Source organism: Microlunatus spumicola, assembly GCF_039536445.1.
Taxonomy (GTDB): domain Bacteria; phylum Actinomycetota; class Actinomycetes; order Propionibacteriales; family Propionibacteriaceae; genus Microlunatus; species Microlunatus spumicola.
This window is the reverse complement of sequence record NZ_BAAAYR010000004.1, coordinates 75,181-96,534: the sequence shown is the minus strand read 5'-3', so window position 1 is coordinate 96,534 and position 21,354 is coordinate 75,181. Positions and strand designations below refer to the sequence as shown.

Below are 21,354 nucleotides of genomic sequence, written 5' to 3'. Positions count from 1 at the left end.
CATGACGGTCCTCGAGCACGCGCCCAGCCCGGACTCGCTCTTCGAGCGGGTCGAACCGTTGCTCGCCCGCGTGAGCAAGCCCGTGCAGTACGTCGGCGGCGAGCTCAACAGCGTCGTCAAGGAGTGGGGGAGCACCGAGGTCCGTTGGTGCCTGTCCTACCCCGACGCGTACGAGATCGGCCTGCCCAACCAGGGCGTCGCGATCCTCTACGAGGTGCTGAACGAGCGCGACTGGATCCTCGCCGAGCGCACGTACGCGGTGTGGGGCGACATGGAGGCCCTGATGCGCGAGCACGGGGTCCCGCAGTTCACCCTCGACGGGCACCGCCCGGTCGGGGCCTTCGACGTCTTCGGCCTGAGCTTCGCCACCGAGCTCGGCTACACGAACATGCTCACCGAGCTCGACCTCGCCGGGATCCCGTTGCACGCGGTCGACCGGCGCGAGCACGACCCGATCGTCCTGGCCGGCGGTCACGCGGCCTTCAACCCGGAGCCGATCGCCGACTTCATCGACGCCGCCGTGCTCGGCGACGGCGAGGAGATCGCGCTGGCGATCTCCGAGGTCATCCGCGAGTGGAAGGCCGAGGGGCGCCCTGACGGCCGCGACGGCCTGCTGATGCGCCTCGCGGTGAGCGGCGGCGTCTACGTGCCGAAGTTCTACGACACCGACTACCTGCCCGACGGCCGCATCCGGCGCATCGCGCCCAACCGCAGCGGCGTCCCGTACACGGTCCGCAAGCACACCCTGATGGACCTCGACGCGTGGCCCTACCCGCGCAAGCCGCTCGTGCCGATGGCCGAGACCGTGCACGAGCGCTACTCGGTGGAGATCTTCCGCGGCTGCACGCGTGGCTGCCGCTTCTGCCAGGCCGGCATGATCACGCGCCCGGTCCGCGAGCGCAGCATCGAGACGATCGGGCACATGGTCGCCAGCGGGCTCGAGGCCACCGGGCTGGAGGAGGTCGGGCTGCTCAGCCTGTCGAGCGCCGACCACTCCGAGATCGGCGAGGTCACCAAGCAGCTGGCCGACCGCTACGACGGCACGAACGTCTCGCTCTCGCTCCCGAGCACGCGGGTCGACGCCTTCAACATCGACCTGGCCAACGAGCTGTCGCGCAACGGCCGGCGCTCCGGGCTGACCTTCGCGCCCGAGGGCGGTTCGCAGCGGCTGCGCCAGGTGATCAACAAGATGGTCACCGACGACGACCTGATCCGCACGGTCGCCGCCGCGTACGCCAACGGCTGGCGCCAGGTGAAGCTCTACTTCATGTGCGGGCTGCCGACCGAGACCGACGAGGACGTGCTCGCCATCGGCGAGCTGGTCCGCCGGGTCATCGACACCGGCCGCAAGGTCAGCGGGCGGCGCGACATCCGCTGCACGGTGAGCATCGGTGGGTTCGTCCCCAAGCCGCACACGCCGTTCCAGTGGGCTGCGCAGTGCGAGGCCGACGTGATCGACGACCGGCTGCGCCAGCTGCGCGCCTCGGTGCAGAGCGACCGCCAGTACGGCAAGGCCATCGGGTTCCGCTACCACGACGGCAAGCCGGGCGTCGTCGAAGGGCTGCTGAGCCGCGGCGACCGTCGCGTCGGCCGGGTCATCGAGGCGGTCTGGCGCGACGGCGGCCGGTTCGACGGGTGGAGCGAGCACTTCTCGTACGAGCGCTGGATGCGCTGCGCCGCCGAGGCCCTCGAGGGCACCGGCGTCGACGTCGCCTGGTTCACGACCCGCGAGCGCGAGTACGCCGAGGTGCTCCCCTGGGACCACCTGGACTCCGGGCTGGACAAGGACTGGCTGTGGGAGGACTGGCAGGACGCCCTCGACGAGCGCGAGGTCGAGGACTGCCGTTGGACACCGTGCTTCGACTGCGGCGTCTGCCCGCAGATGGACACGTCGATCCAGATCGGCCCGACCGGGCGGCAGCTGCTGCCGATCGCCCAGGTCACCCAGGGCCTGACCGCGACCCCGTAAAGGCCGGGCCTCCGCCGGGGCGCGAGCCCTAGGCTGCGGTCATGGCCACCGCCCCCGCGACCGCCGGCACCGAGACCCCCGTCCGCACGCTCGACGAGCTCGTCGCGGTGGTGGGGGAGCCGAACGAGATCGCGGCCCACAAGGTCCAGGACCGCCTGCACGCCCTGCACCGGGAGTGGCTGGAGGCCTCGCCCTTCTGCGTGCTCGCCACGTCGGACGCCGAGGGCAACCTCGACGCCTCGCCCAAGGGCGACCCGGCGGGCCAGCTGGTCCACGTCCTCGACGACCGGACCCTGGCCATCGCCGAGCGGCCGGGCAACCGGCGCGTCGACGGCTACCGGAACGTGCTGTCGAACCCGCACGTCGGGCTGCTGTTCCTGGTCCCCGGCCGCGACGACACGCTGCGCGTCAACGGCCGCGCCCGCCTGGTGTCCGACGCGCCCTGGTTCGACGAGGTGGCGGTCAAGGGCCGCCGGCCGATCCTCGGCCTCGTGGTCGACGTCGACGAGGTCTTCACCCACTGCTCCAAGGCGTTCCTGCGCGCGAAGCTGTGGCACCCCGAGACCTGGGAGCCCGACGCCGTCCCCAGCCGGGCCGTCTTCTCCCACACCTTCGAGCGCACCGACCAGTCCCTGGCCGAGGTCGAGGCCCACTACGGCCCGGCGTACGCCGAGCAGCTGTACTGACCGAGGCGCTCCTGGAGGCGTCCGGGCGCACTGACCACGGAAGTCTCGTACTGACCACGGCAGATCTGCCGTGGTCAGCATCGGTCTTTCACGTAAACGTGAAAGTCCTGGGACGCGTGGGGCAGCGCACGCGAACCCCAGCCGTGCGTACGCGTGGTGCCGCGGGCCGGCGTCCACCCCCCTGAGGACGCCGGCCCGGGCGGTTCAGAGGGCCTGGATCGCGTCCAGGCCGGGGGCGAAGAAGTAGTCCCCGCCCTCCATCGTCACGAAGTGCGGCACGGCCAGCTGCGGCTTGTTCGTCGGGTCCTCGCTGAACGGCGCCGCCCCGAGGAACGGCAGCGTGCCGGTGTGCGGCTGACCGATGATCGGGTCCACCCCGCTGCCGACCTGGCTGAAGTCGGGCGCGTCGACCCAGGCCTGCTGCACGAACTCGAACTGCTCGGCCACCGAGGTGACGTAGCAGAGGAAGAGCAGCCCGCGCTGCTGCGTCGTGTGCCCGCTCAGCGCCTCCGCGTGGCTCAGCTCCGGCCCGAAGGAGATGCCGCGACGCATCATCCGGCGTGTCTGCGTGAACGCCTCCGCCTGCGCGACCTCCGTCTCGGTGGGCGTGGTGCTGTGCCGGACGTCGTCGCGCGGGTAGGCCTTGCGGACGTGCGCGGCCCAGGGGCAGCGGACCCCCTCGCGGTCGTCGCCGAACTCGAAGTCGTTGTCCCGCGGGCTCCCCTCCGCCAGCGACAGGTCGTCCTTGACCGGCGACAGGACCAGCGGCGCGCCGCTCTTCCAGCGCCCCACCAGCTGCGCCCCCAGCAGCTCGGCCGAGGCCGTGTCCACCCCGGTCGTCTGCCTGGCCAGCGTGCGGACGGAGGCGTCGAACTCCGGGACCTTCTGCGCCAGCCGCCGGAACACCAGGAACGCGCCCTGGTCCATGAACGGCACCGGGGGAGCGACGACCGCGCCCTGCTTGGCGAAGTCCGCGCCCGCGTCGCCGAGCTGCGGGTCCTGCCCGGGGTAGCCGAAGACGAACTCGCCCGGCCACAGCAGGTCCTGACCGAGCGCGCCCTGGTCGGGCCGGTCGTCGGCGTCCACCGACGGGGTCAGGATCGCCCCGTCCGGGGTGGTGCCCCGCACGCCCGGCTGCGAGACGCCGTCGGCGTAGCCGAAGTGCTCGTGGCCGTGCACCGGGTCGGGGCGGACCACGCCCGCCTCCTCCCGCACGACGGTCCAGCCGTTCGCCCCGGCCGGGGCCAGGTGGAGCGCGATGGTGTCGTCGATCTCGGCGCGGCTCGCCCCGGTGAGGACGAAGACGCCGTCGGCCGGGCGCTGCGGGCCGACGGAACGCCAGTGCGCCGGGTCGGGGTCGGACAGGACGGTCTGGCGCGCGGCCATGCCCGCCTCGAACTCGGTCAGCCCCGGGGCGCCCGACAGCCCGGTGACGCCGAGCTTGGTCAGGCCGTCGAACGTGAAGGCCACGTTCAACCCCGGCGCCGGGATCAGCGCGGTGACCCCGCGGCTGCGCCGGTCGGCGACCTCCGCGCGCTGGTCGAGCACGGTCTGCATGCTCGTCAGCGGCAGGCCCTTGAGGAAGGGCAGGAAGTCGCCGGGGTCGTCGATCCGGAAGAACAGCAGCAGCTCGTTCTTCTTCAGCAGCCCCGGGAGGAGGTCCCCCTGGATCCTGCTCGTCGCGAGCACGGGCTCGGCGTGCACGTCACGCGGCATGGTCGGTCCCTCGCGTCGTCTCCAGCACGGCAGACATCGGTCCCCCTCGGTGCGTTGCGGTCGCCCTGACGCGATCCGTCGGAGGGGAGAGGCGGGACGTCGTGGCCTGATACGTCCACGAAGCACCGGTAGGTTTCCGGCATGGCCCGAGAGCAGCCGGAGCAGCACGCGCCGCCCGTCCAGCGGCTGCGGATCCGCTACGCCAAGCGGGGCCGCGCGCGCTTCACCAGCAGCCGGGACTTCAGCCGCGCGTTCGAACGGGCCCTGCGCCGGGCCGGGGTGCCGATGGCCTACTCGTCGGGCTTCTCGCCGCACCCGCGCATCTCGTACGCGAACGCCTGCGCGACCGGCGCGGCGAGCGAGGCGGAGTACTGCGAGATCGGCCTGACCGAGCCGTGCGACCCCGAGCGGGTGCGCGAGGCGCTCGACGCCGCGCTCCCGACGGGCCTCGACGTGGTCGAGGTCTGGGTCGCGCCGACCGGTGCCCTGGCCGACCGGCTGACCGGGTCGCGCTGGTCCGTACGCCTGCCCGGTGCGGACCCGAGCGAGGTGGCGGGCGCGTTGGCGGCGTTCCTGGAGGCGGACGCCGTCGAGGTCCAGCGGATGACGAAGAACGGGCTGCGCACGTTCGACGCGCGGGGGTGCGTGGTCGAGGCCGCGGCGACGCCGGAGGGCTTCGACCTCCTCCTCGCGCACGAGACGCCGCTGGTCCGGCCCGACGACGTGCTGGCCGGCCTGGTCGTGGTCCGGCCGCAGCTGCGGCTGCCGGACCCGCCGATCCTGGCCCGCCTGGCCCAGGGCGTGCTCGACCGGGAGACCGGCCTCGTCGCGGACCCGCGGGAGGGGCGCGCGCCCGACGCAGTCTCCGAATGAGGAGGCGTGTGGGATACTCGGTGATGACCGGGACGCCGACCAGGCGGCCGGTCGTGGCGAGACCAGGCCGCGGGGTGACAGCCCGGGGCCCCGCGAGACCACGGTGTTCCACCGCGACGGGCGGCCGAGAGGCCCCTTCCTGACCGCGGGTCCCGTGCGCGGCGCCGGAACCCGCAGGCTTCCGTCCTCCCGGCCACGCCGGAGGGCGACCGACATCGGCGCGCACCCCCGTGCCGCGAATGGAGATCGAGTGCTCGACAACGAGCCCGACGCAGAGCAGACCACCAACCCCGCAGCCGCGACCCCGCCGCCCCGGCGACGTCGCGCCGCGAGCCGCCCGGCCGGACCGCCGGCCGCCGCCCCGGCGCCGACCCCGGTCGCCGAGGAGCCCACCCCGACGCCGGCCGCGCAGGGCGCCACCCCGGACGCACCGCCCCCTGACGGCCTCGAGCCGGCGACGAGCAGCGCGCCCGACCCGGTCTCGAACCCCGTCGCCGACCGCCTGGACGCCCTCGCGGCGGGCACGGCGCAGGCCGCCACCGAGCCCGCGGCTGCCGAGCCGGAGGCGCGACCCGCCCGCCGCCGCACCCGCAAGGCCGCCGCTCCCGCGGCGACGACCGAGGCCACGCCCGACGCCGAGGTGCCCGCCACGCCGGAGGCGCCCGTCGAGCGTCCCGCCCGCCGCCGGACCCGCAAGGCCGCCGCCCCCGCACCCGAGGCGGCAGCACCCGAGGCGGAAGCACCCGAGGCGGAGGCAGCCGAGACGGCCACCCCGGACGCGCTGACGCCCGACGTCCCCGAGCCCGCGACGGCGCAGGCCGAGACCCCGGCCGTCGAGGTCGACGTGCTGAGTGTCGACGAGCAGGTCGAGGCCGCCCCCGCGTCGGCCGAGGCCGAGACCGTCGTGCTGGACACCCCGTACGGCCAGACCGAGGTTCCCGTCGAGGACGTCGCCGCGACCCCGTTCGAGGACACCGAGGTTCAGGCGCCGACGGACGGGACGCAGCAGGACGACGGCGTCGTGACCGCCCCGGTCGACGACCCCGACGCCGCGACCGCCACCGAGGGCGACGACGAGTCCGAGGACGAGGACGACGAGGAGGACGCCGAGGACGACGGCGCCTCCGACAGCGCGAACGAGGGCGGGGACGGCAACCGCCGCCGCCGTCGTCGTCGCGGGGGTCGCCGTCGTCGCCGTACGGGTGACGGCGAGCCCGGCTCCGACGACGACACCGCCGAGGACGCCGAGACGTCCGAGGCCGACGAGACCACCGACGCGAGCGGCGAGGCCGCCGGCGACGAGGGCGACGCCACGGCCGACGAGCAGGGCGAGGAGGGCGACGGCACCCGTCGTCGCCGTCGCCGTCGCCGCCGTCGTGGCGAGGAGGCCGCGCCCGCCGCGGACGACCCCACCGAGGTCGTCGTCCGGGTGCGCGAGCCCCGCAAGGCCAAGGCCGCCCCGGCGGCCGAGGACCAGGTCACCGGCATCAGCGGGTCCACCCGCATGGAGGCCAAGCGCCAGCGTCGTCGCGAGGGCCGCGACGCGGGCCGTCGCCGCGCCCCGATCCTCAGCGAGGCCGAGTTCCTGGCCCGCCGTGAGGCCGTGACGCGCCGGATGATCATCCGGCAGCGCGACGACCTCACCCAGATCGCCGTCCTCGAGGACGACATCCTGGTCGAGCACTACGTGGACCGTGAGTCCGCGACGTCGCTGATCGGCAACGTCTACCTCGCCCGCGTGCAGAACGTCCTGCCGAGCATGGAGGCCGCGTTCGTCGACATCGGCCGCGGTCGCAACGCCGTCATCTACGCCGGCGAGGTCGACTGGGACTCCTTCGGCGCGCAGGGCCAGAACCGCAAGGTCGAGAAGGTCCTCAAGTCGGGCCAGACCGTGCTCGTCCAGGTGACCAAGGACCCGGTCGGGGCCAAGGGCGCCCGGCTGACGAACCACGTGTCCATCCCGGGCCGCTACATCGTCTACGCGCCCAGCGGCCACCTCTCGGGCATCTCCCGCAAGCTGCCCGAGAACGAGCGCAAGCGGCTCAAGGACATCCTCTCCGGCCTCGTCGGCGAGGCGAGCGTCATCGTCCGCACGGCGGCCGAGGGTGCCAGCGAGGACGAGCTGGTCCGCGACGTCAACCGCCTCAAGGCGCAGTGGTCCGACATCGAGAAGAAGGTGGCCACCGGGCACGCCCCGCAGCTGCTCTACGGCGAGCCGGACCTCACGGTCCGCATCGTCCGCGACCTCTTCACCGAGGACTTCTCCGAGCTCATCGTCTCCGGCAACGCCGGTCCCGACGACGCGTACGACGCCATCGCCGGCTACGTGGAGCACGTCGCCCCGCACCTGGCCGACCGGCTGAAGCGCTACGAGCCGGGGCCCGACGACGGCGACGACGTCGACGTCTTCACCCGCTTCCGCATCGACGAGCAGATCGCCAAGGCGCTCGAGCGCAAGGTCTTCCTGCCCTCCGGCGGTTCGCTGGTCATCGACCGCACCGAGGCGATGACGGTCATCGACGTCAACACGGGGAAGTTCACCGGCAGCGGCGGCAACCTCGAGGCCACGGTCACGAGCAACAACCTGGAGGCGGCGGAGGAGATCGTCCGCCAGCTCCGGCTGCGCGACGTCGGCGGCATCATCGTCATCGACTTCATCGACATGGTGCTGCCCGCCAACCGCGAGCTCCTGCTGCGTCGCCTGGTCGAGTGCCTGGGTCGGGACCGTACGCGGCACCAGGTCGCCGAGGTCACGAGCCTCGGTCTGGTGCAGATGACCCGCAAGAAGATCGGCACCGGCCTGCTCGAGGCGTTCAGCTCCGAGTGCCCGGTCTGCCACGGTCGCGGCTACGAGATCCACGACGAGCCGGTCGACAGCCAGCGCCAGGCCGACGGCGGTGCGCGCGAGCAGCGCGGCGGCCGCGGCGGCGGTGGTTCCGGCGGCAACGGCAACGGCGGTTCCGGCAACGGCAACGGCCGTCAGTCGGGCGGCGGCGGCAACGGCGGCTCCCAGGGCAACGGCGGTTCGCAGGGCAACGGCGGCTCCCAGGGCAACGGCCATGACCACGGGTCGGGCCAGGACTCGGGTGGCTCGGGCCGCTCCGGTCGCAGCCGCGGTGGTCGCGGTCGCGGTCGTGCGGACGACGCCCCGGAGCCCACGGCGGACGCGCCGGAGGCCTCCGGCGGCACGGACCCGGCCATCAAGGCGGCCGTGGCCCAGGCCATCGCCGAGGTGGCGGCGTCCGCGCGGACCACGACCGACGAGGCCGGCAGCTGACCCTCGCCGTCGCGGTGGTGGGCGCCGGTCCGTCCGGCGTCTACGTCGCGGAGGCGCTGACGCGCGAGGCGGCCCGGTCCGGGCTCGACGTGACGGTCGCGGTCCTGGACCGGCTGCCCGTCCCGTTCGGCCTGGTCCGCTACGGGGTCGCCCCGGACCACCCGTCGATCCGCTCGATCCGCAGCACGCTCGAGCAGACGCTCGACGCGCCCGGCGTCACCTTCTACGGCGACGTCCACATCGGCCGTGACCTCACGGTCGACGAGCTGCGGGCGAGCGTCGACGCGGTGGTCTACGCGTACGGCGCCGCCAGCGACCGCCGGCTCGGCATCGAGGGCGAGGACCTGCCGGGCAGCGTCGCCGCCCCGGAGCTCGTCACCTGGTACACCGGCCACCCCGACGTCCACCCGGACGACGGCGGCGTCGCGCCCGGCCACCCGTGGGTGCCGGGGCTGCTCGCCTCGGCCCGCGAGGTCGTCGTCATCGGCGCCGGGAACGTCGCGCTCGACGTCGTCCGGGTCCTCGTCCGCGGCGTCGACGAGCTCTCCGCCACCGACATGCCCGACGAGGTGCTCGAGGCCCTGACGACGCGCGGCGTGCGCGAGGTGCACCTGCTCGCCCGGCGCGGGCCCGCGTACACGGCCTTCACGACCAAGGAGCTGCGCGAGCTCGGCGACCTGGCCGACCTCGACGTGGTCGTCGACCCCGCCGACCTCGTGCTCGACGAGACCAGCACCCTGGTCGCCGAGCAGGACCGCGTCGCCTCCCGGAACCTGGCGGTCCTCGCCCAGTGGGCCGGCCGCCCGTCGACCGAGGCCACGCACCGCGTCCACCTGCACTTCTGGACCAGCCCCCTCGCGGTGCTCGGCACCGACCGCGTCACCGGCGTCCAGGTCACCCGCTCCGCCGTCGACGCCGACGGCCGCGTGCGCCCGGTGGGGGAGCCGTGGACGATCCCGGCCGACCTCGTCGTCCGCGCGGTCGGCTACCGCGGCCTCGCGCTGCCCGGCGCCCCGTACGACGAGAGCACCGGCCGCATCCCGCACGCCGAGGGCCGCGTCATCCGCGACGGCGCCTTCTCGCCGGGGGAGTACGTCACCGGCTGGATCAAGCGCGGGCCCACCGGCGTGATCGGGACCAACCGCTCGGACGCGGTGGAGACCGTGGTGTCGCTGCTGGAGGACGTCGACCGCGGCGTGCTCGTGCCCGGCGGCCACGAGGCGCCGCTCGGTCCGCTGCTCGCGGCCCGCGGGCTGCACCCGCTCGGCATGGCCGAGTGGCACCGGATCGACGCCGCCGAGCGGGCGCGCGGTCAGGAGCACGGCCGGCTGCGGACGACCCTCGCCCACCGCGGCGAGCTGCTGGACGCCGCCGACGGGCCGGAGCCCGGCGGGGCCTAGGACCTAGTCCCGACGCCGGGTCGAGCGCCGGACGACGAGCGTCGGCGTCAGGCGGGCGACGGGCTCGACCTGGCGGTCCTCGACGACGTCGAGCACCGTGGTGAGGATGTCGGTGCCGAGCTGGCGGAAGTCCTGGCGCATCGTCGTCAGCGGGGGAGCGAAGTGCTCGGCCTCCGGGATGTCGTCGAAGCCGACCACGCTCACGTCCTCCGGCACCCGGATCCCGCGCTCGGCGAGGGCGTGCACGCAGCCGAGCGACATCTGGTCGTTGGCCACGAACAGCGCCGTGAACCTGCGTCCGTGCTGGGTCAGCTGCTGGCCGATCCGGTAGCCGGAGCCCGGCGTCCAGTCGCCCTCCAGCGCTCGGGGCGCGACCAGCCCGTGCTCGGCCATCGTGTCGCGCCAGCCCCGGAGCCGCTCGGTGGCGTCCATCGAGTCGCCGGGCCCGGCCACGTGCACGATGTCGCGGTGCCCGAGCGCGATCAGGTGCTCGGTGGCCGTCCGGGCGCCCGCGTACTGGTCGATGGAGAGCGAGGGCGACGTCCGCCCGCTCGACTCGATGACCACGACCGGCACGCGCAGGCGCAGGCCGGCCAGGGCGTCGAGGATCCGCGCCCGGGACGCCACGACCACGAGGGCCTCGACGTGCTGGCCGAGGACCAGGCCGACGGCCGCCTGCACCGACTCGGGCTCGGTGTCGACGGCGGTGGCCAGCGAGACGGAGTAGTCGGCGGCCCGGGCCGCCGAGAGCAGCCCCAGCACGGTGCTGCTCGGGCCGTAGTCCGACGACCCGGTGGTGATGAGCCCGATGTTGCGCGAGCGCGCCCCCACCATGGCCCGTGCGGCGGCGTTCGGACGGTAGCTCAGCTGGTCCACGGCCTGCTGCACCCGGAGCCGCGTCGACTCCCGCACGCTGGCGTGGTTGTTGATCACCCGCGACACGGTCTGGTGGGACACGCCGGCCAGCCGGGCGACGTCGAAGATCGTGGGGGAGGTCCGGACGCGGGGCGTCGAGGAGGTCATCCGTCCGCCTCCCGTCCTCGAGCTCGCCGGCACCTGCTGCGCCGCAGGAGCGCGATGTTATCGCGAACATCTGAGATTCTCAGAACTGAAGCGCTGGATAGCGAAGCCATGAAGTGGTGGAACGACGGGCCTGGTCACGGGCAGATCACGATCTGCACGACTTCTCAGGTCGGGTGCGGCGCTACTTGACTTCGCCGCGGGCCGGTGGAATGTTATCGCTCACATCGGCGCCGATGCCCGGGCAGACGGCGCGCCAACGAGCGAGCACCCCACCCAACGAAGGCAAAGGGAAACGTCGTCATGGTCCACCTCCGCAAGTCCTCACTCTCCGTCGCCGTGTCGGTCAGCGCCCTCGCGCTGCTGGCCGCCTGCAGCACCGGCCAGACCGCCGGCAGCGGGGCGCCCGCCGCCTCCTCCGCCGCGTCCGAGCCCAGCGCCGCGGTCTCCCAGTCCGTGGGGGCCGACCAGAACGGCGTCCCCGCCGCGATCACCGCCGCCGGCGGCACCGAGAAGCTCACCACCCCGGTGCCCCAGGGCGTCGCGGCCGAGTACGGGCCCATCTGCAAGGGCTCCGACCTCGGCATCGGCAAGATCGACTTCAAGACCGACACGATCGGCTGGGCGCAGTCCGAGAAGGAGGCCAACCCCTTCCGGATCGCCTCGACGAAGTCGCAGGTCGACGCCGCCAAGGCCAAGGGCTGGAAGCTGCTGACCACGAACGCGCAGTCGAACGTGCAGCAGGAGAACAGCGACATCAAGGGCATGATCGACAAGGGCGCGAAGGCGATCATCTTCTCCCCGATCAACTCGACCGGCCTCGGCGACGCCATCTCCTACGCCAAGGAGAAGAAGGTCGCGATGATCCCGGTCGACCGGAACATCACCGGCGTCCAGGGCTGCGAGACCGTCGGCCCGCAGCTCGGCTCCGACTTCGTCGAGCAGGGGCGCCGTGCGGCGGACGCCATGATCAAGGCCACCGGCGGCAACGCGAAGCTCGCGATCCTGCTCGGCGCCTCCGGCGTGAACGTCACCGACGACCGCACCGCGGGCTTCCTCGACCAGCTCAAGGCCAAGAACGCCACGGGCATCGAGGTGGTCTTCCAGCAGACCGCCGACTTCACCCGCGAGAAGGGCAAGTCGGTCACCGAGACGCTGCTCCGCGCGCACCCGGACGTCAACGCCATCTACGCCGAGAACGACGAGATGGGCCTGGGCGCGCTCGCGGCCCTGGACGACGCCGGCAAGGCGGGCACCGACAACGTGCACATCGTCTCCATCGACGGCACCAAGGGCGCGGTCCAGGCCATCGTCGAGGGCAACTTCGACGCGGTCATCGAGTCCAACCCGGCCTACGGCGACTCCGCCCAGGCCGCGCTTGAGGCGTACGTGAACGGTGACGGCGCTCCGGCCGTGACGATCACCACCGACAACCAGTACGACTCCTCGAACGCGCAGCAGGCGCTGGACTCCGGCGCCGCGTACTGATCCGCACGGACGCGGGCGGCCCACGGGCCGCCCGCGTTCCTGCTGCCCGCACCCCACCGCCCCCGGGCGGACGGGGAGCGGGCCGCCCGGACCGACCGGTCCGACCTCAGAACCACCCCGAACCTGATCACGAGGAGACGCCATGACCGCCACCGCGGTGGAGGCTCCCACGCTCGCCGTGCGGGCGCTCAGCAAGACCTTCGGCGGCGTCCGCGCGCTCGACGACGTCTCGATCGACCTGCGGCCCGGCTCGGTGCACGCGCTGGTCGGCGAGAACGGCGCCGGCAAGTCGACGCTGATCAAGGTGATGACCGGGGTCTACCCGATCGACAGCGGCGAGGTGCTCTACCAGGGCCAGGCGACGACCTTCGCCTCGCCCCGCGCCGCGCAGCAGGCCGGCATCGCCACCATCTACCAGGAGGTGCACCTCGCACCCCAGCTCTCGGTGGCCCGCAACTTCTTCCTCGGCCGCGAGCTCAAGCGCCGCGGCTCGCTCGACCTGCGCCGGATGAACACCGAGGCCGCCGAGGGCCTGGAGCGCTTCGGCATCGCCGTGGACGTCCGCCGCCCGCTCGGCGAGCTGGGCCTCGGCATCCAGCAGATGGTGGCCATCGCGCGCGCCGTGTCGACGCAGGCCCGCGTCGTGATCATGGACGAGCCGACGTCGTCGCTGGAGCCCCGCGAGGTGGAGCGGCTGCTGTCCGTCGTCGGGCTGCTCAAGGAGTCCGGCGTCTGCGTGGTCTACGTCTCGCACAAGCTGGACGAGGTCTTCAGCGCCTGCGACACCATCACCGTGCTGCGCGACGGCAAGCTCGTCTGGACCGGCCCGACCGCCGAGACCAACCGCCGCCAGCTCATCTCCCGGATGCTCGGCCGCGACGCTGCCGAGCTCGACGAGGGCCGGCTGACCAGGCTGGCCGGGCGTCCGCCGGTGGCCGACGCGGAGCCCGTGCTGCGGGCCGAGCACCTGAGCCGCCGCCTCGTCCTCGACGACGTGTCGCTGGTCGTGCGCCCGGGCGAGGTCGTCGGCCTGGCCGGCCTCCTCGGCTCGGGCCGCAGCGAGACGGCGAAGACGATCTTCGGCGCCCTGCCGCTCGACTCGGGCGACATCAGCATCGACGGCCGCCCGCTGCGCCGGCAGTCGCCCGCGTCGCGGATCCGCAGCAAGATCGCCTTCCTGCCCGAGGACCGCAAGGCCGAGGGGATCATCCCGGAGCTGTCGATCCGCGACAACATCGGCCTCGCCGCGCTGCCGCAGCTCACCCGGCTCGGCTTCGTGAACCGCAGCAAGCTCGACGCGATCGTCAAGGTCTTCTTCGACCGGCTGCGGATCCGGGCGTACGGGCCGAGCCAGAAGGTCTCCGAGCTGTCCGGCGGCAACCAGCAGAAGGTGCTGCTCGCGCGGCTGCTCTGCCTCAACCCGCGGGTCCTGCTGCTCGACGAACCCACCCGCGGCATCGACGTGGGCGCCAAGGCCGAGGTGCAGGGCCTGATCGCCGAGCTGGCCGAGAAGGGCCTGGCCGTCGTGCTCATCTCCTCCGAGCTGGAGGAGGTCGTCGAGGGCTCCGACAGCGTCGTGGTCCTGCGCGACGGCGCGCAGCTCGGCTCGCTCTTCGGCGACGACATCACGGAGGACGCCATCATGGACATGATCGCCGACGCTGCCGACTCCGAGGTCGCCGAGGCGACGCTCGAGGGGCAGCCCGCCGCGGAGCCGGAGGCGTCGCGATGAGCGCCGCCACCACGGCCGCCGTGACGCCGGAGCCGGGCCGCAGCCCCGAGCAGCCGCCCTCCGCGTGGAAGGCCCGCCTCGGGCTGACCAACGGCTGGGCCGAGTGGCTGCGGGCCCGCGGCGTCTACCTGGCGCTGATCGTGCTCGTCGCCTACAACGCGCTCTTCACCTTCAACTTCCTCACCCTCGCGACGATCCAGCTGCTGTTCGCGCAGCTGCCGCCCGTGATCATCGTGTCGCTGGGCATGGCGCTGGTGATCGGCACCGGGGGCGTGGACCTCTCCGTCGGCGCGATCATGGCGATCGCCAGCGCGGTGCTGGCACGGTTCGTCCTCGCGCCCGGGGACGGTGGTCTCGGCGCCTCGATCGGCGTCGCGATGCTGTTCGCGGTCGTCGCCGGCGTCCTGGTCGGGGCGTTCAACGGCACGGTGGTCGCGGTCGCCCGGGTGCAACCCATCGTCGCCACGCTCGGCATGCTCGTCGCCGGGCGGGGGATCGCGCTGGTCATCACCGGCGGCGCGCTGATCGAGCTCTTCGTGCCCTTCTTCAAGACGGTCCGGCTCGGCAAGCTGCTCGGCGTCCCCTACGTCATGTGGGTCGCCGCGATCCTCGCCGTGGCGGCCGCGATCCTCGTCCGGCGCAGCGCGTTCGGCTACCGCCTCCTGGCCATCGGCGGCAACCGCCGGGCGAGCGTGCTCGCGGGCCTGCCCGTGCAGCGCACGCTGATCACGGTGTACGCGATCTCCGGCGGCCTCGCCGCGGTGGCCGGCGTCATCGCCACCGCGCGGCTGCGGGCCAGCGACCCGTCCTTCACCGGCCTGCTGATCGAGCTCACGGCCATCACCGCCGTCGTGGTCGGCGGCGGGGCGCTCGCCGGCGGCCAGGTCCGGATCCTCGGCACCGTCGTCGGCGCGGTGTTCATCCAGCTGCTCGAGACGACCCTGGTCTCGCACAACGTGCCGGACTCCGGCGCCCGCATCGTCGAGGCGCTGATCATCATCGCCGCCATCTACGTCCAGCGTTCGAGGAGCACCTCATGACCGTCGACCGTGACGAGGTCCGCGCGGCGGCCGACGGGTCGGGCGTCGCCGCCGTGGCCCCCGACCGCGGGGGTCGGGCCGCCGACCTGCTGCGCACCCGGAACCTGACGTCGATCGTCTCCCGGAACGCGGCGGTGGTCGGCCTGGCCGTCGTCGTCATCGTCGGCATCATCGTGGTGCCGACCTTCGGCTCGGTCGACAACTTCCGCAACGTCGCCCTGGCCGCGTCCTTCATCGCGATCATCGCGGTGGGCATGACCTTCGTGATCATCAACGGCGGCATCGACCTGTCGGTCGGCTCGACCTACGCGCTCGCGGTCATCCTCAGCGCGATGATGTCGCCGTACGGCTCGGCCGTCGCGGTGCTCGTGCCGCTGGTCGTGACCGCCGCGGTCGGGCTGCTCCAGGGCCTGATCATCGCCCGGCTCCGGCTGCCCGCCTTCATCGTCACCCTGGCGGGCCTGACCGGGATCCGGGGGCTCGTCTTCCTCATCACCCACGAGGGCAACGACGTCCCGCAGATCCCCGGCTTCAAGGTCTTCGAGATCCTCGGCACCGGGTCGTTCATCGGGATCGGCAACCCCGTCTGGATCGCGATCGTGCTCTTCGCGATCGGCTGGTGGGTCCTCAACCGCACCGCCTTCGGACAGAGCGTCCAGGCCGTCGGCGGCAACGCCCAGGCCGCCGAGCTCATGGGCCTGCCCGTCAAGCGCACCACCGCGACGGTCTACGTCATCAGCGGCCTGTGCGCCGGCATCGCCGGGGTCCTCACCACCGCGCTCTCGGGCGGCGGCCAGGAGGCCCGGATCGGGGACGCGTACGAGCTCCAGGCCATCGCGGCCGTCGTCATCGGCGGCACGCTGCTCTCCGGCGGCGTCGGGTCGATGGTCGGCACCGCGGCCGGCATCGCGCTGCTGTTCGTGATCCAGAACCTCATCGTCCAGGGCGCGAACCTCAACTCCTACGTCCAGCAGGTCGTCTCCGGCGGGTTCCTGCTGATCGTCGTCATCCTGCAGGCGACGGTCAGCCGTCGCTCCGGAAAGGCCACATGAGCACCGTCACCAGCGCCGTCGCCGAGGCGGCCCGCGACCTCGTCCTCGAGCTGCGCCGCGAGGTCGCCGCCCTGCACGCCGAGCTGCCCCGCAACGAGCTCGTCGTGTGGACCGCCGGCAACGTCTCCGCCCGGGTCCCCGGCCACGACCTGCTCGTGATCAAGCCCTCCGGCGTCCGCTACGAGGACCTGACCCCCGAGTCGATGGTCGTCACCGACTTCGAGGGCACCCTCGTCGAGGGCGATCGCAGCCCGTCCTCCGACACGGCGGCGCACGGCTACGTCTACGCGCACCTGCCCGAGGTCGGCGGGGTGGTGCACACGCACTCCACCTACGCGACCGCCTGGGCGGCCCGCGGCGAGGAGATCCCCTGCGTGCTCACGATGATGGCCGACGAGTTCGGCGGACCGATCCCGGTCGGGCCGTTCGCGATCATCGGCGACGACTCCATCGGGCGGGGGATCGTCGCGACCCTGCAGGGCTCCCGCTCCCGGGCCGTCCTGATGCAGAACCACGGCCCGTTCACGGTCGGCGCGTCCGCCCGCGCGGCCGTCAAGGCCGCCGTCCTCTGCGAGGAGGTCGCGCGCACCGTGCACGTCTCCCGCCAGCTCGGCGAGCCGCTGCCGATCGACCAGGCGCACGTCGACGCGCTGTACGACCGCTACCAGAACGCGTACGGCCAGCGCTGACGCGCTGACCACCCGAGCCACCCCACCTCAGCACCAGAAGAAGGAGCGTCATGCCGTCCTCCACACCCACCGTGTGGTTCCTCACCGGCAGCCAGGGCCTCTACGGCCCCGAGATCGTCGCGCAGGTCGAGCAGCAGTCGCAGGAGGTCGTGCGGCTGCTCGACTCCTCCGACGCGCTCCCCGTGAAGGTGGAGTGGAAGCCGGTCCTCACCGACTCGAACGCCATCCACCGCCTCGTCCTCGCCGCGAACGCGGACCCCGACTGTGTCGGGCTGATCGCCTGGATGCACACGTTCTCCCCGGCCAAGATGTGGATCAACGGTTTGGACGCCCTCCAGACGCCGCTGCTGCACCTGCACACGCAGGCCAACGTGTCGCTGCCGTGGTCCGAGATCGACATGGACTTCATGAACCTGAACCAGGCCGCCCACGGCGACCGCGAGTTCGGCTACATCCAGACCCGCCTCGGCGTGCACCGCAAGACCGTCGTCGGCCACGTCAGCGACCCGGCCGTCCAGCGCCGCGTCGCCGACTGGCAGCGCGCGGCCCTGGGCGTCGCCGCGGTGCGCTCGCTCAAGCTCGCGCGGTTCGGCGACAACATGCGCGACGTCGCCGTCACCGAGGGCGACAAGGTCGAGGCCCAGCGCACCTTCGGTGTGTCGGTGAACGCGTACGGCGTGAACGCCCTCGTGGCCGCGGTCGACGCCGTGGCCGAGAGCGAGGTCGACGCGCTGATCGAGACCTACGGCGAGCTGTACGAGATCGCCCCCGAGCTGCTGCCGGGCGCGGAGCGCCACGAGTCGCTGCGCTACGGCGCGAAGATCGAGGCCGGCCTGCGCGCGTTCCTGGTCGAGGGCGGCTTCGGCGCCTTCACGACGAACTTCGAGGACCTCGGCGGGCTGCGCCAGCTGCCCGGCCTGGCCGTGCAGCGGCTGATGGCCGAGGGCTACGGCTTCGGCGGCGAGGGCGACTGGAAGACGTCGGTCATGCTCCACACGATCAAGGCCATGAGCGTCGGGCTGCCCCAGGGCACCTCGTTCATGGAGGACTACACGTACCACCTCGGCCCGGGCCCCCAGAAGATCCTCGGCTCCCACATGCTCGAGGTCTGCCCGAGCATCGCGGCCGCCAAGCCACGCATCGAGATCCACCCGCTGGGCATCGGTGACCGGGAGGACCCGGTCCGCCTGGTCTTCGACGCGGCCCCGGGCTCCGGCGTCGTGGTCGGCATCTGCGACCTCGGCGACCGCTTCCGCCTCGTGCTGAACGAGATCGAGGTCACGGTTCCGGATCAACCGCTGCCGAAGCTCCCCGTGGCCCGTGCGGTGTGGGAACCTCTTCCGGACCTCCCGACGTCGGCCGAGTGCTGGATCGCCGCCGGGGGACCCCACCACAGCGTGCTGTCCAGCGCCGTCGGCACCGAGGTCCTCGACGACTTCGCCGAGATGCTGGGGGTCGAGCTCCTCGTCATCGACGGCGACACCCGGCCCCGCACGTTCACCCAGGAGATCCGCTGGAACCAGGCGTACCACCGCCTGGCCGCCGGCTTCTGATCCTCGCGGGCACCGGAAGCTCCGGCGCCCCCGACGCACGACACGCACGAGACAGAGTCCAAGGAGGACCGCAGTGAATGCACGCAAGCTCATGACCGTGGCGGCGCTGACCGCCGCCATGGCGCTTACCGCCGCCGGGTGCGGCGGCGGCCGCGCCGGCAGCGCCGCCCAGGAGACTCCCGCCGAGGGGCAGAACAAGGGCGCCCTCATCGGCGTCGCCATGCCCACCAAGACCTCCGAGCGTTGGATCGACGACGGCAACAACGTCAAGTCCAAGCTCGAGGGCATGGGCTACAAGGTCGACCTGCAGTACGCGAACGACTCCGTGCCGCAGCAGCAGCAGCAGATCGAGTCGATGCTGAACAACGGGGCCAAGGCCCTGATCGTCGCCTCGATCGACGGCACCGCGCTGACCCAGCAGCTGGCCGACGCCGGCAAGGACGGCGTCAAGGTCATCGCCTACGACCGCCTCATCAACGGCACGCCGGACGTCGACTACTACGTCACGTTCGACAACCAGAAGGTGGGCGTGCAGCAGGGGACGTCGCTGCTGACCGGCCTCGGGATCCTCGACGCGGACGGCAAGGACACCGGCAAGACCGGCCCGTTCAACATCGAGCTCTTCGCCGGCAGCCCGGACGACAACAACGCGCAGTTCTTCTTCAACGGCGCGATGAGCGTCCTGCAGCCCTACATCGACAAGGGCACGCTCAAGGTCGTCTCGAAGCAGACCTCCTTCAGCCAGGTCGCCATCCAGCAGTGGAAGCTCGAGACCGCGCAGGCCCGCATGGAGACGATCCTCAACGGGTTCTACGCCAAGGGCGACACCAAGCTCGACGGCGTGCTGTCCCCGTACGACGGCCTCTCCCGCGGCATCCTCAACGCCACCAAGGCGGCGGGCATCCCAAACCCGGTCGTGACCGGGCAGGACGCCGAGAAGGCCTCGGACAAGCTGATCCAGGAGGACGTGCAGTACTCCACGATCTTCAAGGACACCTCGAAGCTGGCGGGGACCGCCTCGACGATGGTCGACGCGATCCTCAACGGCAAGACGCCGGAGACGAACGACACCACGACCTACAACAACAAGGTCAAGGTCGTCCCGGCCTACCTGCACGAGTCCGTGATCATCACCAAGGACAACCTGCAGAAGGAGATCATCGACTCGGGCTACTACACCCAGGCCGAGATCGACAAGGGCGAGTAACCCCGTCGCACGGGTGGTCGGTGCCCTCGTCCCTCCGGGGCGGGGGCACCGACCCCTGTGCGGCTCAGCACGTCGAGGCAGCACGTCGAGCAGCACAGCACGAAGGAGCACGGAGCCAGATGACGAACGAGCCCATCCTGGCGATGGTCGACATCACCAAGACGTTCCCCGGGGTCAAGGCCCTGACGGACGTCAACCTGACCGTCGAGCGCGGTGAGGTGCACGCGATCTGCGGCGAGAACGGCGCCGGCAAGTCGACCCTGATGAAGGTCCTCTCGGGCGTCTACCCGCACGGCTCCTACGAGGGCGAGATCGTCTTCGAGGGGAAGCCCGCGAACTTCTCGGGCATCCGGGACTCCGAGCGTGCCGGCATCGTGATCATCCACCAGGAGCTGGCGCTCAGCCCGTTCCTGTCGATCGCGGAGAACATCTTCCTCGGCAACGAGCAGCAGCGCCACGGGCGCATCGACTGGAACGCGACGAACCTGAAGGCGGCCGAGCTCCTGCGCCGCGTCGGTCTCGCGGAGAGCCCGGTCACCAAGATCACCGACCTCGGGGTCGGCAAGCAGCAGCTCGTCGAGATCGCCAAGGCCCTCTCCAAGGAGGTCAAGGTGCTGATCCTGGACGAGCCGACGGCGGCGCTGAACGACACCGACTCGGCGCACCTGCTCGGCCTGATCGACGGCCTGCGCGAGCACGGCATCACCTCGATCATCATCAGCCACAAGCTGAACGAGATCAAAGCCATCGCCGACCGGGTCACGGTCATCCGCGACGGCCGCACCATCGAGACGCTCGACCTGCACGCGGACGAGATCTCCGAGGAGCGCATCATCCGCGGGATGGTCGGCCGCGACCTCGAGAGCCGGTTCCCCGAGCGCGAGGCGACCATCGGCGAGGAGGTGCTGCGGATCGAGGACTGGACCGTGCACCACCCGCTGGAGCACAGCCGGATCGTCGTCGACCACGCCAACCTGTACGTCCGCGCCGGCGAGGTCGTCGGCATCGCGGGCCTGATGGGCGCGGGTCGCACCGAGCTGGCCATGAGCGTCTTCGGTCACTCGTACGGCCGCGACATCAGCGGCAAGCTCTACAAGAACGGCCAGCCGATCCAGGCGAGCACGGTCAAGCAGGCCATCGCGCACGGGATCGCGTACGCGACCGAGGACCGCAAGCGCTACGGCCTCAACCTGATCGACGACATCAAGCGCAACGTCTCCGGCTCCGCGCTGGGCAAGCTCGCCCGCTGGGGCCACGTCGACGCGAACGCCGAGACGGTCGTCGCGAACGGCTACCGCAAGAGCATGCGCATCAAGGCGCCCGACGTCGGGGTGATCACCGGCAAGCTGTCCGGCGGCAACCAGCAGAAGGTCGTCCTCAGCAAGTGGATGTTCACGGACCCGGACGTCCTCATCCTCGACGAGCCCACCCGCGGCATCGACGTCGGGGCGAAGTACGAGATCTACACGATCATCAACACGATGGCGGCGCAGGGCAAGGCGATCATCGTGATCTCCTCCGAGCTCCCCGAGCTGCTCGGGATCTGCGACCGCATCTACGCGCTGTCGGCCGGCCGGGTGACCGGCGAGGTCGACGTCGCCACCGCCCAGCCCGAGAAGCTCATGCAGTACATGACCCAGGTGAAGGAGTAG

15 protein-coding genes are annotated in these 21,354 nt (G+C 72.1%); 13 read left to right on the top strand and 2 right to left on the bottom strand.

The features are described from left to right. The first annotated feature begins 1 nt into the window (after position 1). Together ABD665_RS13560 and ABD665_RS13555 are read left to right on the top strand one after the other, a co-directional pair. Complete coding sequence (locus ABD665_RS13560; RefSeq protein WP_204913195.1) at positions 2-1,969, top strand: TIGR03960 family B12-binding radical SAM protein; 1,968 nt, start codon at positions 2-4, stop codon at positions 1,967-1,969. Positions 1,970-2,010: 41 nt separating this feature from the next. Continuing rightward, on the top strand, positions 2,011-2,655 hold the full coding sequence (locus tag ABD665_RS13555) for an MSMEG_1061 family FMN-dependent PPOX-type flavoprotein (protein ID WP_204913194.1): 645 nt from the start codon (positions 2,011-2,013) through the stop codon (positions 2,653-2,655). A gap of 204 nt (positions 2,656-2,859) precedes the next feature. Here the strand turns inward: ABD665_RS13555 and ABD665_RS13550 are convergent, their stop codons facing one another. Next, complete coding sequence (locus ABD665_RS13550; protein ID WP_204913193.1) at positions 2,860-4,371, bottom strand: hypothetical protein; 1,512 nt, start codon at positions 4,369-4,371, stop codon at positions 2,860-2,862. A 141-nt stretch (positions 4,372-4,512) separates the two neighbouring features. Here ABD665_RS13550 and ABD665_RS13545 point away from each other — a divergent pair, with 141 nt between their 5' ends. The 3 genes from ABD665_RS13545 to ABD665_RS13535 all read left to right on the top strand — a co-directional run bounded on the left by ABD665_RS13545 (position 4,513) and on the right by ABD665_RS13535 (position 9,921). Continuing rightward, positions 4,513-5,244 (top strand): TIGR03936 family radical SAM-associated protein, encoded by a 732-nt coding sequence (locus ABD665_RS13545; protein WP_204913192.1) that lies wholly within the window; start codon positions 4,513-4,515, stop codon positions 5,242-5,244. A 250-nt stretch (positions 5,245-5,494) separates the two neighbouring features. After that, a complete protein-coding gene (locus ABD665_RS13540; protein ID WP_344742447.1) occupies positions 5,495-8,521 on the top strand; it encodes an Rne/Rng family ribonuclease in 3,027 nt (1,008 codons plus the stop codon). Between the two features lie 14 nt (positions 8,522-8,535). Then, the gene (locus tag ABD665_RS13535; RefSeq protein ID WP_344742446.1) at positions 8,536-9,921 is read left to right on the top strand and encodes an FAD-dependent oxidoreductase; all 1,386 of its coding nucleotides are present in this window, start codon (positions 8,536-8,538) and stop codon (positions 9,919-9,921) included. A gap of 3 nt (positions 9,922-9,924) precedes the next feature. On the opposite strand, the gene ABD665_RS13530 is transcribed toward ABD665_RS13535, so the two are convergent. Further along, positions 9,925-10,944 (bottom strand): substrate-binding domain-containing protein, encoded by a 1,020-nt coding sequence (locus ABD665_RS13530; protein ID WP_204913190.1) that lies wholly within the window; start codon positions 10,942-10,944, stop codon positions 9,925-9,927. 300 nt (positions 10,945-11,244) lie between these two features. Here ABD665_RS13530 and ABD665_RS13525 point away from each other — a divergent pair, with 300 nt between their 5' ends. The 8 genes from ABD665_RS13525 (at position 11,245) to mmsA (ending at position 21,354) form a co-directional block, all read left to right on the top strand. Continuing rightward, entirely contained in the window at positions 11,245-12,429 is a 1,185-nt protein-coding gene (locus ABD665_RS13525; protein WP_204913189.1) for a substrate-binding domain-containing protein, read from the top strand. 142 nt (positions 12,430-12,571) lie between these two features. Continuing rightward, positions 12,572-14,161: an ATP-binding cassette domain-containing protein gene (locus ABD665_RS13520; protein ID WP_204913188.1), complete on the top strand. Its 1,590-nt coding sequence runs from the start codon at positions 12,572-12,574 to the stop codon at positions 14,159-14,161. Further along, positions 14,158-15,201 carry an ABC transporter permease subunit gene (locus tag ABD665_RS13515; protein WP_204913187.1) on the top strand — a complete coding sequence of 348 codons (1,044 nt, stop codon included), beginning with the start codon at positions 14,158-14,160 and terminating at the stop codon, positions 15,199-15,201. Before ABD665_RS13520 ends, ABD665_RS13515 begins: the two co-directional genes overlap by 4 nt. Next, the gene (locus tag ABD665_RS13510; protein ID WP_204913186.1) at positions 15,198-16,253 is read left to right on the top strand and encodes an ABC transporter permease subunit; all 1,056 of its coding nucleotides are present in this window, start codon (positions 15,198-15,200) and stop codon (positions 16,251-16,253) included. Before ABD665_RS13515 ends, ABD665_RS13510 begins: the two co-directional genes overlap by 4 nt. Further along, complete coding sequence (locus ABD665_RS13505; RefSeq protein WP_204913185.1) at positions 16,250-16,942, top strand: L-ribulose-5-phosphate 4-epimerase; 693 nt, start codon at positions 16,250-16,252, stop codon at positions 16,940-16,942. The genes ABD665_RS13510 and ABD665_RS13505 overlap by 4 nt, the downstream gene beginning before the upstream one ends. Positions 16,943-16,992: 50 nt before the next feature. After that, complete coding sequence (araA, locus tag ABD665_RS13500) at positions 16,993-18,495, top strand: L-arabinose isomerase (RefSeq protein ID WP_204913184.1); 1,503 nt, start codon at positions 16,993-16,995, stop codon at positions 18,493-18,495. Positions 18,496-18,568: 73 nt separating this feature from the next. Beyond that, on the top strand, positions 18,569-19,702 hold the full coding sequence (chvE, locus tag ABD665_RS13495) for a multiple monosaccharide ABC transporter substrate-binding protein (RefSeq protein WP_344742445.1): 1,134 nt from the start codon (positions 18,569-18,571) through the stop codon (positions 19,700-19,702). A 119-nt stretch (positions 19,703-19,821) separates the two neighbouring features. Further along, positions 19,822-21,354, top strand: a complete 1,533-nt coding sequence (mmsA, locus tag ABD665_RS13490) for a multiple monosaccharide ABC transporter ATP-binding protein (protein WP_204913183.1) — start codon at positions 19,822-19,824, stop codon at positions 21,352-21,354.